General features: G+C 63.6%; 7 protein-coding genes. 1 reads left to right on the plus strand and 6 read right to left on the minus strand.

The annotated features are described in order from the left end of the window. Positions 1–3: 3 nt before the first annotated feature. From H7A19_10140 to H7A19_10155, 4 genes are all read right to left on the minus strand, one after another. Positions 4–510: a DUF1566 domain-containing protein gene (locus H7A19_10140; protein MCP5475182.1), complete on the minus strand. Its 507-nt coding sequence runs from the start codon at positions 508–510 to the stop codon at positions 4–6. Between the two features lie 207 nt (positions 511–717). Further along, on the minus strand, positions 718–1,818 hold the full coding sequence (locus H7A19_10145) for a phytase (protein MCP5475183.1): 1,101 nt from the start codon (positions 1,816–1,818) through the stop codon (positions 718–720). A gap of 210 nt (positions 1,819–2,028) precedes the next feature. After that, entirely contained in the window at positions 2,029–3,600 is a 1,572-nt protein-coding gene (locus tag H7A19_10150) for an inorganic phosphate transporter (GenBank protein MCP5475184.1), read from the minus strand. Between the two features lie 321 nt (positions 3,601–3,921). Beyond that, positions 3,922–6,084, minus strand: coding sequence for a glycoside hydrolase family 44 protein (locus H7A19_10155; GenBank protein ID MCP5475185.1), 2,163 nt, complete (start codon positions 6,082–6,084; stop codon positions 3,922–3,924). A 193-nt stretch (positions 6,085–6,277) separates the two neighbouring features. Between H7A19_10155 and H7A19_10160 the strand changes: the two genes are divergently transcribed. Then, positions 6,278–7,171, plus strand: a complete 894-nt coding sequence (locus H7A19_10160) for a DMT family transporter (GenBank protein ID MCP5475186.1) — start codon at positions 6,278–6,280, stop codon at positions 7,169–7,171. On the opposite strand, the gene H7A19_10165 is transcribed toward H7A19_10160, so the two are convergent. Continuing rightward, positions 7,147–10,932: a PAS domain-containing protein gene (locus H7A19_10165; protein MCP5475187.1), complete on the minus strand. Its 3,786-nt coding sequence runs from the start codon at positions 10,930–10,932 to the stop codon at positions 7,147–7,149. The genes H7A19_10160 and H7A19_10165 overlap by 25 nt on opposite strands. Continuing rightward, positions 10,929–15,164 carry a PAS domain-containing protein gene (locus H7A19_10170; GenBank protein MCP5475188.1) on the minus strand — a complete coding sequence of 1,412 codons (4,236 nt, stop codon included), beginning with the start codon at positions 15,162–15,164 and terminating at the stop codon, positions 10,929–10,931. Before H7A19_10170 ends, H7A19_10165 begins: the two co-directional genes overlap by 4 nt. Positions 15,165–15,245 lie beyond the last annotated feature (81 nt).

A 15,245-nucleotide genomic window follows, 5' to 3' on the forward strand; every position in this document is an offset into this window, starting at 1 on the left:
TGACTACTGCGCGCGACGTACCAGCCGCAGGCCGTAGTTGCTGGATTTGCCGTTGAAATCGCGCTTGCCCAGACGGAAATCAACATACCAGAAGTACTTGTTCCCCATCGGATGACTGGACGAGGTCCAATAGCCGCCAGAATAGGTGTTGGCGAAGACCGATTCGTTGATGGCCGGTTCCTGGCAGGCGGTTTCGACCAGGCTTTCCAGTTCGTCGACCGTGGGCACTCGCCAATCATCGAAGTCGGCGAACTCGCTGTCCGCGGCAGCCGCCTGGCCCTCGTCCCAGCGCAACAGGCTCTGGGTACCGCTGCAGGTGGGCGCAGTTTGTCCTTCGCTGCACTGTTTCCACATCAGGCCAGTCTGAGTATCCGTGACCGTGCCATTGCCGTTGTCGGTGTAGCGACTGGCTGGCGCAACAAAGGGCGCACCCGAAGAGCAATTCTGGGCGGCTTGTGCCGCGCCGGTCGAGAGCACCATGACCGCCATGGCCGTCCACAAAGCATTCATCGTTGTGCTTCCTGTAGTGAAGGAGGTTGATTCGATCGCCCCGAATCATGAGCATTCACTCTGGTGCCGGGCAGCCCCCCGTCCGAGGGGCCCGAAATCCACCCGGAACCCTCGTCGGCAGACCCGCACTCTTGATCATACGGCGACCACCGGCGATTGCAGCCTGAGTTCTGAAAGGGTTACGTTCACCTGCCCCGCCCTGCCGGCTTACTCGCAGCTTTCACGCAATCCCACGGCCTTGGCAATATCACGCCAGTCAAAGGCGGATACGGCCTGATCGTCATGCACGGCGAAGAATACGCCGCGCGGGAACGCGGGCGTCGCGGCTGGTTGCAGATAGATCCCATCGGTGTTGCTGGTGTGAGCACCAGCGAACCCACCGATGTGCTCGAGCGTCACCCGATCGAAGACCTGGAAGCGGTTGCCGTCCTGACGCTGATCGGTGGCCAGCCAGTAGCCGGAACCGTCCGGGCAGGCCCACAAAGCGATGCCCTCGGCCTGGCCATCGAACTGACTCCGGTCCAGATCGATGCCGAGGTAGCGGCCAGCCATGTCATAGACCCGCAAGGTGCTGCCGATCTCCTCGAACTCCTCGGCGATCAGCAAACGACCATGTCTGGGATCACCGTAGATCGACTCCACCCAGCGCAGCGCACCGTTGTCGCTGGTGTCGCCGAAGCTGCCGAGAAAACTGCTTCTGGCGCCAGTGCCATCGCGTACGACTCGGTAGCGCTTGACCCGTTCGGACAATTGCGCCAGCGGAGGTGGCCGACCATCCGCCAGCTGATAGCTGTCGGTCACATAGACATCGTACTGGCCGATCCCGGTGCGTTCCATCCAAAGGCCGTAGGGCACCTTGAGCTCATCACCACCAAACACGACCAGAGGCTGGAAATCCGGCAGAGCCAGCACCTGAACCCGATGATTGTTGCGCTCGACCACGAACAGCAGATCGTCGATCACAGCCAGCCCGTTGGGGCGACCGAACTGACCGAGCCCTGTGCCCGGTGCGCCTACGCGCCGCAGATTGGCACCGCTGTCAGCGTCGAACACCGCCAGGTTGTGGACATCCTTGGCCGAGGCAATCAGCCAGTTCTCACCAGCCGGGCCGCGCCAGACCACCACCGAGTCGATGTTGTCCACCGGCGATGGCGTGGTGGTGTAGCGCTCACTCAGCTGCGCGATCGGCCGGGTCGGCGCCTCAGCCGCTGCAGCGGCCGGTTTCGGTGGCGGGCTGGCACAAGCCAGCAGCAACAAGACACCGCAAGCCAGCGTCACCAGGCGAACCACAGATCGGGTGCTGAACATGGCGGGCAGCCGTCGCTGAGAAAGGAATCGCCGATGCTATCCCCCCGGTTGCAAAGTGGCGATGCTCAGGATCGAATCCATTGGAAACTTTCGCTTCAGCCACGGCACTGTGATCTGCTCTGCATGAACGTTCGCCTGGCTCTTGCGGGCCGCCTTCTAGCTCGTAGTTCATGGATAGCCTCCATCGGACTCGACCATAGCGGCAACGGCTCAGGGCAACATCATGCCGCGGATGGCAAAGAACAAGAGCGCGCCCAGAAAGGCGGAAGCTGGAACCGTGATCAGCCAAGCACCAACGATGCGCATCAGAACCGAACGCTTCACCAGCTCCTGGCGGTAGATAACCTTCAGGCCCTTGCGTTCCTTCTTTGACAAATGGCTGTCCGCAAACGCCTGCTTGCTGGCTTTCAATTCTGCCAGCATGGCGCCCTTCTGCTCGATGCTGGCAGCGCGGAACTTCTCCAGATAGGCCTCTACCACCGACTGATCTCTGCCGGCGTGGTGCTCCATGATCACATCAATCATGCGGCCATAGCTGGCCTTGATGTACTCGCGCAGGAACCCCACCCCGAACACCGCGCCCACTGCGATATGGGTAGAGCTGACCGGCAGTCCCAGCTGGGAGGCAACGATAACCGTGATCGAGGCTGCCATGGCCACACAAAAGGCGCGCATCTGGTCGAGGTCGGTGATGCCCGTGCCCACGGTCTTGATCAACTTGGGGCCGTATAGCGCCAGTCCCAAGGCAATACCCAGGGCGCCTACCATCATCACCCAAATGGGAATGGCAGCCTTGGCCGCCACTGCCCCGTGCGTCACGGCCTCGTTGATCGCCGCCAAGGGCCCAACAGCGTTGGCCACGTCGTTGGCACCATGGGCAAAGCTGAGCAGCGCCGCCGAGAAGATCAGCGGCATCGTGAACAGCCCATTGACCGACTGCTTGCTGCTCTCCAGGCTCGCAGAGGCAGCCGCCACCCGGGGTCCGGTGAAGAAATAGGTGGCGATAGCGCATCCCAATCCGATCAGGGAGGCGGCGCCGAACCCTACCTTCCAGATCTGCGTCAACCCCTTCATCACCAGATAGGTGGTGAATGCCCAGGCCATCAGCGCCAGCAGCATCGGAACCACCTTTCTGGCGGCGACCAGCATGTCGGGCTGGTAGGTGATGGTACGTTTGATCAGATACAGAAACGCGGCCGAGATCACGCCGCCCAGCACCGGTGAAATGACCCAACTGGCGGCAATCTGCCCCATCTGTCCCCAGTTGGCGATATCCCATCCACCCGCGGCAATTCCGGCACCGAGCACGCCGCCGACGATGGAATGGGTGGTGGAAACTGGCGCCCCAGACGCGGTCGCGATATTGAGCCAGAGCGCACCGGCCAGCAGCGCCGCGGTCATCAGCCAGATGAACACGTCCTTGTCGGCGATGGCTCCGGGATTGATGATGCCGCTCTTGATGGTACCGACAACATCGCCCCCAGCAATCAGGGCGCCAGCCGCCTCGAAGATGGCCGCAATGAGGATGGCACCGCCCAGCTTGAGCGCTTTGGAGCCGACCGCAGGTCCGACGTTGTTGGCGACATCGTTGGCGCCGATGTTGAGTGCCATGTATCCGCCGATCACGGCGGCCACCAGCAGATACAGACTGACTTCCCCGCCGCGCAAGTCGATATAGAAGCCGATCGCGACTAGAAACAGCAAAGCCGCAGCGAGGTTGAGGATCCAGCGACTGCTGGACTTGGCGGTCAGTTCGGGTCCCGGCGCAGGCTTGGGTTCCATGGGATCGTGAGTTCCGTTAATGCAGATTTACTGGACTGCTGCCGGAGGACCAGGGCACAAGCTGGGCAAGTACCGATCACGGGCGGCAATATGGTCAAAATCGATGCTGACAAGCCATTTCGGCGACGCGCACCATAGCTGGCGCGGATAGTGCTCGCTACCGCATGACTGTCACAATCGAGAAGTTGCCGGCGCGGTGCATGCTACAGCGGAACCGCACTGCGCCACGAGCCTCCCACGGGCCCTTGATTCACGGCCAGGCTCACAAGGCTTGCGCGCAACAAGCCAGGCATCCCCTGCCATTGAACGCGGGCAGCAGCCTCACTCGAACCCGTTCGAGAAGATCGAATCGCCCGCACTGGCGCGCTGGATGACCAGCAGGGTCGCGCTGAGCGCCGGCACCTGTGTCAGGTTGATGCTATTGCCGGCGATCGGCACTCCCGCTGCAATGCCGGAATAACCGGAGGACTGCAAACGCCAGCCGCTATAGCTCAGGGCGGAAGTGCCGCTCAGATCCACGCTGACGTCCCGTGCCGTGAAGTCGCGATTGAACAACAACAATTGCAAGGCGCCATCAGCCCGCTCCACCGCGTAGGCACCCACGCTGTCGGGCAGGGTCGAACTGGCCGGTATGGAGTCACCCGTCACACGGGTGTGGCTGCCATCGTAGTTCAGGTAAAGGCGGAAGGCCTGTTCGGCCAGCGTACCCACCTCGGGTGCCACCCAGCGGGTGGCGTAGGACACGCCCTCACGCCCGAAGATGGCCAGCAGTTCGGCCTGGGCAACGGCGCTGCTGATGCCATTGTCCGGTCCCCATTTGTATTCGGTCAGCGCCAGCTTGACGCCTGGGCAGCGGGCGGCAATGGCGGCGCGGGCGCGCGGCAGCAAATTGGGCACCGGATAGCCGGTCTGGCCGATCCAGGATTCACTGACATAGGTGGCGTCGTAGAGCTCGCGCAGCGAGCGCATGCGCCGCGCCTGCACATCGGGCTGCTCGCCGGCATTGACGTCATTGTCCAGCCCGGCAATGCCGTCACCCTGCGGGTAATAATGCAGATCCAGATAGTCCACGGCGCGTATGCCGCCGGGCCCCGTCTCGGCACAGACCCGTTGCAGATACCATTCGACGAAGGGCGTGCCGGCGTGCGCGGTACGGTCCGGGCCCTCGAAACAGTTGCCGAGCGCGGCGTCGGCGGCGCTGGTCCAGAAATCGCACCAGCCCCAGGTCACAGGCCCGAAGATCAAGGCACCGGGCTCGATCGCCTTGATGGCAAAGGCACGATCGCGCCCACGAGTCCAGACTTCGTCATAGGTAGCCGGCTGCGGGTGCACATCGCGATGGGTGGAATCCCAGAGCATGGCCTCGTTGTCCAGCGCGAAATACTTGACTCCACCCTGCCCGGCGACGCCATGACGAGCACGCAGATGCGTGACCCAGTCGCCGGCATAGCTGGGCGGCGCCGGCTTGGAGGTATCCAGGGGATCGTTGCCGACAATCTTGCCGCCCTGGCAGAAGGGCCCGTTCGCGCACAATCCGTTGCCGGCATCGGCGCTGCACCAGGGCGGCGGATTCGGCAGATAGAAGCGACATTCGTCCAGGGTCTGGGCGCCATAGAGCATCTGCGAGAAACCCCAGAGCTTCACTCGCGAGTCCTTGGGTACCCAACCCAGCGTCGGCACTGTCAGCAGCGCTTCGCCGCCCTGGGCCTTGGTCGCTACCACGAACTGGTTGGCGCTGGAATTGTCCGGCAGATTGACGCCATTGCCGTCGGCAATGTTCTGGAAGAAGTAATCGTTGGCGGTGTTGTGGACATCGAACTGCCAGTTGTAGCGGCTGGTGCTGTTGCCGCCCCAGCGCCGCGTCGGATAGCGCAGATCGGCATGCTGGGCTTCGCTACCGAAGTTGACGCCGTAGATCATCGGGTCGATGGTTCTACGGGCGCCCTGCAGATCGATGCTGACCGTCACCGGCCCCGGCGGCGGCCCGCTGCGCTCCAGAGTCACGTCATCGACGAAGATCGGCGACTGGTTGGCGCCGCTGCCGTCCTGCAGGATGATGCCGTCGAAACTGCCGACCGGCGCGCCCGCCCCGGCAAAGGACTGGAAGCCCTGACGCCACTGCCCGGCCACCAGCGCGCCGCCGCTGACGATCTGCGCCAGCGGCCGTTCGAAGACGATGGTCTGTCCCAACTGAAAGACCAGACGCAGGTTCTGTCCGCCGGCGCTGCCGCCATGCACCCACAGCCGCAGCCCATCGTAGTCGGCAAAGCTGCGCACCACACCCGGCGATGCGAAATACAGGCCCTCGAAATTGTCCGGCTCCATCGAAATCGCGAACTGCCCGGCGTGCACCGGGTTGTTCACGCTGAGGTTTACAGTGGCCCAGCTCCAGTTCTGGAATCCCGGACCGAGGGCATCGTCATAGACGACGGCATTCTGGGCGCTGGCCAGTGTCGGCAAGGCCAAAACTATCCAAATGAGCACCTTGACCATCGGCTTCACCGGCCACCTCCGCAGGCTGCGCAATAGCTTAGCCCCAACCATGCGTCGCTGCCGGAACCAGATCACGACTTGCGAGTTCAACGGGAGCGCTCCGGCCGACCCCGATCAGCGCCTCTTGATGGTTCACTCGCGGCCACTGCGCGATGCTTCGCGCCTCTCTGATCGCGCGCCTCTCATGTTACCTCCCCGCGACCTGCTGCTGGTGACGCTGATCTGCCTGGCCTGGGCCGGCAATTTCCTGGCCTCGGCCTCGGCCTTGAAGCACTTTCCGCCGGTGGTGTTCACGGCGCTGCGCCTGCTGGTGGTTCTGCTGTTTCTGCTGCGCTGGCTGAAACCGGTGCCAGTGGACATGCGTGCTCGATTGCTGCTGGTGGCATTGTGCAATGGCGCGCTGCATTTCGGCTTCAATTTCTGGGCGATTGCGGCTGCCGGGGACATCAGCTCGGTGGCGATCAGCCTGCAGAGTTACATCCCGATGACCGCACTGCTGGCCTGGTGGCTGCTCGGCGAGCGCCCCACACGCAGTGCCGCACTGGGGATTGCCATCGCCTTTTCCGGCGTGGTGTTGCTGGGCTTCGATCCGCTGGTGCTGGATGCGCCCAAGGCGCTGGGGCTGTCGCTGATGGCGGCCGCGTGGCTGGCCCTCGGCACCACCCTGCTGCGCACACTGAAGGGCATGCACACCTTCCAGCTGCAAGCCTGGACGGCCGCCATCAGCATTCCGCCGCTGTTGCTGGCCGCCTGGTTCAGCACGCCGATGAGCTGGTCGCTGTTTACGGACGCCAGCTGGCTGGATTGGTCGGGCGTGCTGTATTCAGCGGTGGCAGCTTCGCTGGTCGGGCACGGCCTGCTGTTCGTGCTGCTGCAGCGCCATCCGGTGGCCCAGGTGACGCCGATGCTGTTGCTGACGCCGGTGTTTGCCGTGGCCCTGGGCGTGCTGGTCTGGGGTGACCGCCCCGGCCCGCGCCTGCTGATCGGCGGCGCTCTGGTGCTCTCGGGTGTGCTGCTGGTGGCTATCCGTGGCGCCATGCGCAAGCCGCCCGCTCAATCCGCACGTTTGGGCATCTGAATCTGGAATTCCACGCCCTGCCCGGGCGAACTGATGCAGTCCAGCGAACCATGCAGCAGTTGAGTCACCAGGTTGTAGACCACGTGCAGGCCCAGGCCGCTGCCGCCCTGGCCGCGCTTGGTGGTGAAGAAGGGATCGAACACGCGCTGGCGCACCTCTTCGCTCATGCCCACGCCATTGTCGCGATACAGCAGCAACCACTCCTCGTCATAGCTCTGGCACTCGATGCGAATCGCGCCCTCGGCGATCCCCTCGAAACCATGGATCACCGAATTCATCACCAGATTGACCACGATCTGCGAAATGGCACCCGGGAAGGTGCGCACATGCAGATCTTCAGGACAGCTGATGGTGATCTTGTGCGCGGTCTTCTTCAGCGCCGGCCCCAATGAAACCAGTACTTCCTCGAGATAGCTCTTGAGATCGATCTCACGCGCCTGCTCGCTGGATTGATCGACCGCCACCTGCTTGAAGCTCTTGATCAGCTGGCCAGCTCGGCGCAGGTTGGACAGAATCAGCTGGGCACTGCTGAGAGCGTCGTTCTGATAGGCCGCCAGCGTCGAGCGCGTGATCCGGCCATCGGCGATGACCTTCATCAGTTCGCGGGTGGCGTCTTCCAGGTGCGACGCGGCGGTCACGCCGATGCCCAGTGGCGTGTTGATCTCGTGGGCGATGCCGGCCACCAGTCCACCCAGCGCCGCCATCTTCTCGGATTCCACCAGCTGCTTCTGCATGTTCTTCAGTTCGCCGAGCGTGAACTGCAGCTCGCGGTTGGACAGCCTCAGCGCCCGCGTGCGCTCCTCCACGCGCTGTTCCAACTCGTCATTCAGGCGCCGAAGGGCTTCAGCGGATTCGGCGCTGGCGCTGACATCGCGACTGGTGCCGACCATGCGCAGCGCCCGTCCCTGGGCATCGCGCTCCACCGCAAAACCACGCGAAAGCACCCAGCACCAGGTGCCATCCAGCGTGCGCATGCGGAAGGTGTTTTCGTAGAACTCGGATTCGCCAAGCACATGCTGATTCAGCGCATTCAGCACATCGGGCTGATCGTCAGGATGGACCTGCTTCAGGAACTGCTCGCGGCTCTTGAACTGGACCTGGGCGGCGTGACTGATGATCGGCAGGATGTTCTCGCGGTCCATCCTGCCGGTGCGCAGATCCAGATCCCAGAGCTCGTCGCGACTCCCCCACAGCGCCAGCTTCAGCCGCTCTTCGCTGCGGCGGACGGCCTCGGCGGCGCGACGGTCACGCTCCCAGCGCCGACGGGTGATCAGCGCCAGGCCTGCCACCAACAGGCTGAACACGGCCACATAGCCAGCAATGGCGCCATTGCTGCGCCAGGCCGGCGGAGACACGCTCAGGCGCAGCCGTGTCTCCGGACCATAGTCGCCACCCTCGCCGTCCTTGGCGCGCACACGCAGCAGATAGTCGCCGGGGCTGAGATTGGTGTAGGCCGCCGTTCGCGACAGTCCGGCGCTCTGGATCCAGTCCGTGTCCAGACCATCCAGCCGGTAGGCATAGCGCAGACCATCCGGATTGGCGAAATCCATCGCCGAATAGTCCAGAGCAACGCTCGACAAGCCCGGCGGCAGATTCAGCTCATCGACGGCATGAATGGCTCGCGGCAAGGGCGAGTCAGGATCCATGTGCCGCAACCGCACCGGCGCATTGTTGAGGCGCAATTCGGTGAGCACCACGCGCGGCGCCCGTCCACGTTGCGGCAGATGCTCGGGATCAAAAGCCAGCACCCCGCGCAGGCCACCGAAATAGATCATGCCGTCTTCGCCCCGGGCCACGCTGCCGATGAAATAGCCGGATTTGTCCATGCCATCGCTGGCGCTGAAACTGCGCACCTCACGGGTGGCAGGATCATAGGAATTGACCCCGACGGTGGTGCCGATCCAGAGGATGCCATTGCGATCCTCGATCAGGGTGCCGATGGCTTCGGCTCCAAGGCCCTCGCGCTTGCCGATGGCCGTGAACTTCAGCGTGCCATCAGCAAAGCGATCCACCCGATTGATCCCACCGCCCTGAGTCCCCACCCACATCACACCATCGTGGGTTTCAGTGACGATGGACACCGAGTTGTGGCTGATGGAAGTGAGATTTCCAGGCTCTTCCCGGAAGTGCTCGAACTGGCCCTTGCTGCGATCGAATCGGGCCAGACCAGCGCCGAAGGTGCCCACCCAGAAGCTGCCATCGCGCGTTTCGGCGATGCTGTAGATGCTGTTGGTCTGCAGGCTCCGAGGGTCGGCGGGGTCGTTCCGATAGACCTCGAAGCCCCGTTCCTCGCCCAGCCAATGCGCCAGACCGCCCGTTTCCGAGCCCACCCACAGCTCCCCGACGCGATCGATGTAGAGCACCTGGATAACGTTGTCGCCCAGGCTTCCGGGTTGATCGCCGCGCTTGAAGTGGTCGAAGCCGCTGCCATCGATACGCATGCGCGAGATGCCGGCACCCTGGGTGCCGACCCACAAGCGACCGTCAGGCGTGCGCGCAATCGACTGCACGACATCACCCGCGAGCGAGTCAGGATCGCCAGGGTCGTGAACCCAACGCTGCAGCACGCCGCGCTCGAGATCGTAGTGAATCAGGCCACCGCCTTCGAGGATGCCCATCCAGAGCGTGCCGTCATGGTCCATCCAAAGCGCCCGTACCGGACTCGCCGGCAGACTGGTCCGGTCTCGACCATGATTGCGGATCAACCGGACCACCTGGGTCGCCGGGTTGTGGATGCTGAATCCGCCAGTCCACGAGCCGATCCAGATCAGTCCGTCGCGGTCTTCGTACAGGGATGCAATGCGGTTTCCGGCCGGACTGCCGGCATCGCCGGCGTCGTAGCGCCAGGTGAGAAAGTGATCTGAGGCCGGCTGGTGAATGGCCAGACCATTCATGGTACCCACCCAGAGCTGGCCGCTGCGGGTGTACAGCAAGGCCCGCACCTGATCATCGGGCAAGGCGTCACTGCGACCGGGTTCATTGCGGTACTGCATCAGTTCCCGGCCCTCGGCGTCCAGATGCCAGAGCCCGCTCCGGGTGGTGCCGACCCAGAGACTGCCATCGCGGTCGGCTGCCAGCGCCTGGATATCACTCAATCCGGCCAGATCCGAAGCCACTGGCGCCCATTGATCCTGCTCGGGCTGGTAGCGCCACAAGCCGCGGGTGCCACCCAGCCAGACGCCGCCATCAGGCAGGGCGATCATGCTGCGGATCACTCCCAGTCTGGAGGCAGCAGGCCCAATCCCGGTAAACAGCGCCGACTCCGGATCGAAGCTCTGCAGGCCGCCGGCCGTGGTGGCGACCCAGAGGCTGCCGCTCGCCATCTTCAGCAGCGAGACCACGCCATCGGCGGCCAGGCTGTCGGCTGCATCGGGCCGGTTGCGATAGACCATGATCTGATCGTTCGACGGATCCAGCCGATTGAGCCCACCGGACATGGTTCCGATCCAGATCAAACCCTGGTCGCCACGAACCAGGGTTGTGATGTGGTTGTCACCCAGACTCGAAGCGTCGCGCCGATCGCGGGAATAGACCTTGAAGTTGTAACCGTCAAAGCGATTGAGCCCGTCCTGCGTACCGATCCAGAGAAATCCGCGCTCGTCCTGCAGCAAGGCCCGTGCGGTGACCTGGGACAGGCCACTGGAAATCCCGAAATTGCGGAAACGCACCGAATCAATGGTGGCCTCGCCCCCTTGGGCCAGCGCCGGGAATGCCAGCAGCCAGACGCATGCCAAGCAGGCTGCCGCGATCGCCCGCATCATCCGCCGTTCCTCTTGGCTTCGGCGGTCTCAGCGCCGGCCGGCGCAATTCTGGGTATCAGGAAGCGGAAGCTGGTGCCCTGACCGAGTTCGCTGTCGCAACTGACCGTGCCGCGCAAGATCTGGGTCGCCAGGTTGTAGACGATATGCAGGCCCAGACCACTGCCACCGCTGCCCCTGCGCGTGGTGAAGAAGGGTTCGAACACGCGCCGACGGATGTCTTCGGGCATGCCCTTGCCATTGTCCCGATACTCGAGCGAGACCAGGTCGTCTTGCCGCTGAACTTCGATCCGGATCTGTCCCTCGGTGTCGTCGTCAAAGGCGTGCACCAGGGAATTCATCACCAGGTTGACGACAATCTGATACAGCGCCCCTGGATAGGTATCCATGGTCAGATCCTCGGGACACTCGATCACAACCTTGGCCCGGGTCTTCTTGATTCGCGGATGCAGGGACAACAGGATCTCACCGAGATAGTCGCGGGCATTGATGACCCGGCGCTGCTCGCTGGATTGATCGACTGCCACCTGCTTGAAGCTCTTCACCAGATGGCTGGCACGATCCAGATTGCGCAACACCAGATCGCTGCTCAGCCGAGCCTGTTCGATGAAGCGATCCAGGTCGGCTCGGGTCATGCGCGAGTCCGCCATCAGGCGGGCCAGACTCTCGGTTTCCTGTTGCAGATGCGATGCCGCCGTGACCCCTACGCCCAGCGGCGTATTGATCTCGTGCGCCACACCCGCCACCAGGCCGCCCAGCGCCGCCAGCTTTTCCGATTCCACCAGCTGTCTTTGTGCCCGGGTCAGTTGGTCCAGGGTGCGCTTGAGATCGGTGTTGCTCTGCTCCAGCGCCTCGGTGCGCTTGGAAACACGTACTTCCAGTTCCTCGTTGAGCCGGCGCAGATCTTCCTCGACCTGCTTGAGTTGGGTGATGTCACGATTGGTGCCGACCAGACGTGTGGCCCGGCCCTGCTCGTCGCGGGCCCGCACACGCCCCCTGCCGAGCACCCACAGCCAGCCACCGTTCGCAGCCACCACCCGGTAACCGCACTCGAAATGGTCGACATCTCCCTTCAGGTGCGTGATCAGGGCATTGCGCAGCCGCTCCTGATCGGAAGGATGGACATGCTTCATGTAGTCCTGCAGGGACGCAAACTGCGTTTCTGGTGACAGCGCGACGACCGCCAGCGGATTCTCCCGGCGGACCACGCCACCGGCCAGATCGATGTCCCACATCTCGTCGCCGCTGCTCCACAGCGCCAGATTGAGCCGGTCTTCCGACTTGCGCAGGGCGTCCTCGTTGGCCCGCAATTCGGTAATGTCGAAGGTGGTGCCGACCATGCGCGTGGCTCTGCCCATGGCGTCCCGCGAGAACACCCGGCCCCGCGACAGCAGCCAACGCCACTGACCATCGATGTCGCGACTGCGGTAGCTGCATTCGAACAGATCGGCCGAACCCTTCATGCTGGCCACCATGGCCGCATTGAATCGGGGCCGGTCGTCCTCGTGCACAAAGGGTGCGTAGGCCTCCAGGCTGTCGTTGCTGGCCTCGCGGGTCACGGCCAGATGCTCAAGCCGATTGCGCCGGATCATCCGACCGGACACCAGATCGGCGTCCCAGAGTTCGCCGCGACTGCCCCACAGCGAGTACTTGAGCATGGCCTCGCTCTGCGCCAGCGTGTCCTGGACCTTCTCGCGCTCGCGCAGGCGCACCCGGAACCGCCAGGCCGCCAGCGCGATCAGCAGACCCAGCAACAGCGCATAGCCCAGACGGGCCGCCGGGGTCAGCCAGGGCGGCGGAAGCACCTCGATCGCCAACTCGCGGCGACCCACCACCGAGCCTCCATCCAGGGCTTCGACTTCAAACTGATAGTTGCCGAATGGCAAACCCATGAAGGTGGCCGTGCGTCGCGTGGCCTCGGTCTCGATCCAGTCCTTGCCACGACCCCGAAGCCGATAGCGATATTGCACGGACATGGATCGCCGGAAATCGAGCGCCGCAAATTCAATTGACAGCAAGTCCTGGTCGTAGCGCAGGCGCACCTTCTCGGCGTTCTCGATCGGGCCCTCCAGCGGGGAGTTGGGCTCGCCCGGAAACATCGGCCGATTGCCCACCCGCAATTCGGTCAACACCACGGCTGCCTGGCCGGTCGGAAAATGCGCCTGTGCGGGGTTGGCAATACTCACCAGCCCACGGGAACTGCCGAAGTGCAAGCCACCTCGGATGTCGGTGGCCGCGGACGCCACGAAGAAGTCGATACCGAGGATAGGATCGCGATCGCCGAAACACTCGAAGACCACTTCTTGCGTCGTGATGATCCGGCACAAACCTCGCGTGGTACTGACCCACACGCTGCCATCGCCAGCACCGAGGAAGGCACCGACCATGGCAGAGACCAGGCCCTCGGACTCGGAGTAATTCTGCAGCGACTGCGGACGACCCTCGGCGTCGCGCGCGATGCGGCTGATACCGGCACCCTGGGTACCTACCCACAGCATGCCCTTGTCATCTTCGAACAGACTGGTGGCGGTTTCCCCGGGCAGTCCGAGTTCGCCATCTGTGGATTCCTTCAGTGCACCCCAACGGCCACTCGCCGGCTCATACCAGGAAAGGCCGCCACGGCGAATCGCAAACCAGACAAAACCATTTCGCGAGACCATGATCTGATTCACGGAACTGCCGACCGGCCCGGTCTGTCCGCCAGCGTCCACCGGCCAACGCCGAGGTTCGGTGCAATCGGCGCAGAGCGAGTACACGCCACCGCCCAGAGCACCAACCCACAGCGAACCGTCGTGGTCTACGGCCAGGGCTTGCACCGACGTTCCGTTGAGACTGTCGGGCGAATCACCCGGCAGGAATCGCCGGGCCAGCCCCTGGGCTCCGAAGAAATCGAGGCCACCGCGGATATACCCAACCCACAGGCCATCGGGCACCGCCAGCAAACCCGACACATCGTCAGAACTCAGCCGCCAGGCTGCCTCGGAATGGCTATCCATCCGCCGAAGTATCTTGCCGTCGGCACTGAGCTGAACGACACCGCCGCGGTCGACCATGCCCAGCCAAATGGATCCATCGGGGTCGGCTGACAGGGCCGAGACTGCGTTCGCCGGCAAGCCTGCGCCGTCCGCAGTACGCTGCGCCAACAGTCGGAACTCCTCGGTCGCGGGGTCGAATCGCGCGAGACCGCCGGTCCAGGTCCCGACCCAGAGCAGACCGTTGCGATCCTCGTGCAGGGCAACCACACGATCCCCCGGCAAGGCCGTGGGGTCGGCCGAGTCGGAACGCCAGATCGTGACCGAATCATCCGGATTGATTCTGGCCAGCCCCTGTGCCGTGCCCATCCACAGACGATTCCGGGGATCGTAATGCAGTGCCCGAATGGCGTTGTCCGGCAGTGGATTGATCTCATCGTCGGCGCGCAGATGCCGCAATACCCGACCTTCAGGATCGGTCAGAAGCACACCTTCGGCCACGGTGCCGAGCGCGTAGCCGCCATTGGGCGATAGGCTGGCCGCGAGCACACCACCGATGGCACCCGCGCCTTCCAACGGCAGTTCCCGGACATCGGCGCTGGTGGGGTTCCACTCCAGCACCGCGAGGTCGTTGCTGACCAGCACCACGCCATCCCTGCGCACCAGCAGCACGCGCTGTCGCTGTTTGAAGGCCGGCAACTCCGGCACATCGACAAATCTTCGAGTGGCGACATCGAGGCGCTGGATACCGCCGCGTCGGGTAGACACCAGTACGCTGCCATCGGTGGCCACCGACACATCGGTCACCAGCGAATCATGCAGATCGCCCGGGGCATCGCCGACCGGAAAATGCTCGAATTTCCCGGTCATCGGGTCGAGCCGATCCAGTCCATTCAGCGTTCCCACCCAGAGACTGCCATCCTCGCTCTTTGCCAGAGACAACACGTAGTTGTCGCTCAGGGAGTCGGGATTGGCGCTCTGATGACGAAAGATCTGAAATCGATAGCCGTCGTATCGGTTCAGACCATCCTGGGTACCCACCCAGAGAAAGCCGTGTCGATCTTCGAGGATGTCGGTCGCCGAGACCTGCGACAGGCCCTGCTCCACACCAATGTTGCGAAAGCGTACCGAGGCCCCGTCAGCCGCAATGGCGGTCTGCAGCGCTGCAAGCAGCAGCAGAGCGAAAATGAACGCGTGGAAAGGCTGCGCCCGGTTGTGCACCCAGCGTGAGCTTTGTCGCCTGAATGGCTGCGACTCCCCCATCACTGCAGCCTAGCGCAGAGCGAGGTCCGCCGCGATAGCGATTCGCAAACTGTCGCAGTGCCAGGGAACCTCTGGGCCGCG

The organism is Rhodanobacteraceae bacterium (assembly GCA_024234055.1).
GTDB lineage: Bacteria > Pseudomonadota > Gammaproteobacteria > Xanthomonadales > SZUA-5 > JADKFD01.

Coding starts and splice junctions, on each gene's coding strand:
- H7A19_10140 (MCP5475182.1), bottom strand. CDS start 510: ATGAATGCTTTGTGGACGGCCATGGCGGTCATGGTGCTCTCGACCGGC.
- H7A19_10165 (MCP5475187.1), bottom strand. CDS start 10,932: ATGATGCGGGCGATCGCGGCAGCCTGCTTGGCATGCGTCTGGCTGCTG.
- H7A19_10150 (MCP5475184.1), bottom strand. CDS start 3,600: ATGGAACCCAAGCCTGCGCCGGGACCCGAACTGACCGCCAAGTCCAGC.
- H7A19_10170 (MCP5475188.1), bottom strand. CDS start 15,164: ATGGGGGAGTCGCAGCCATTCAGGCGACAAAGCTCACGCTGGGTGCAC.
- H7A19_10160 (MCP5475186.1), top strand. CDS start 6,278: ATGTTACCTCCCCGCGACCTGCTGCTGGTGACGCTGATCTGCCTGGCC.
- H7A19_10145 (MCP5475183.1), bottom strand. CDS start 1,818: ATGTTCAGCACCCGATCTGTGGTTCGCCTGGTGACGCTGGCTTGCGGT.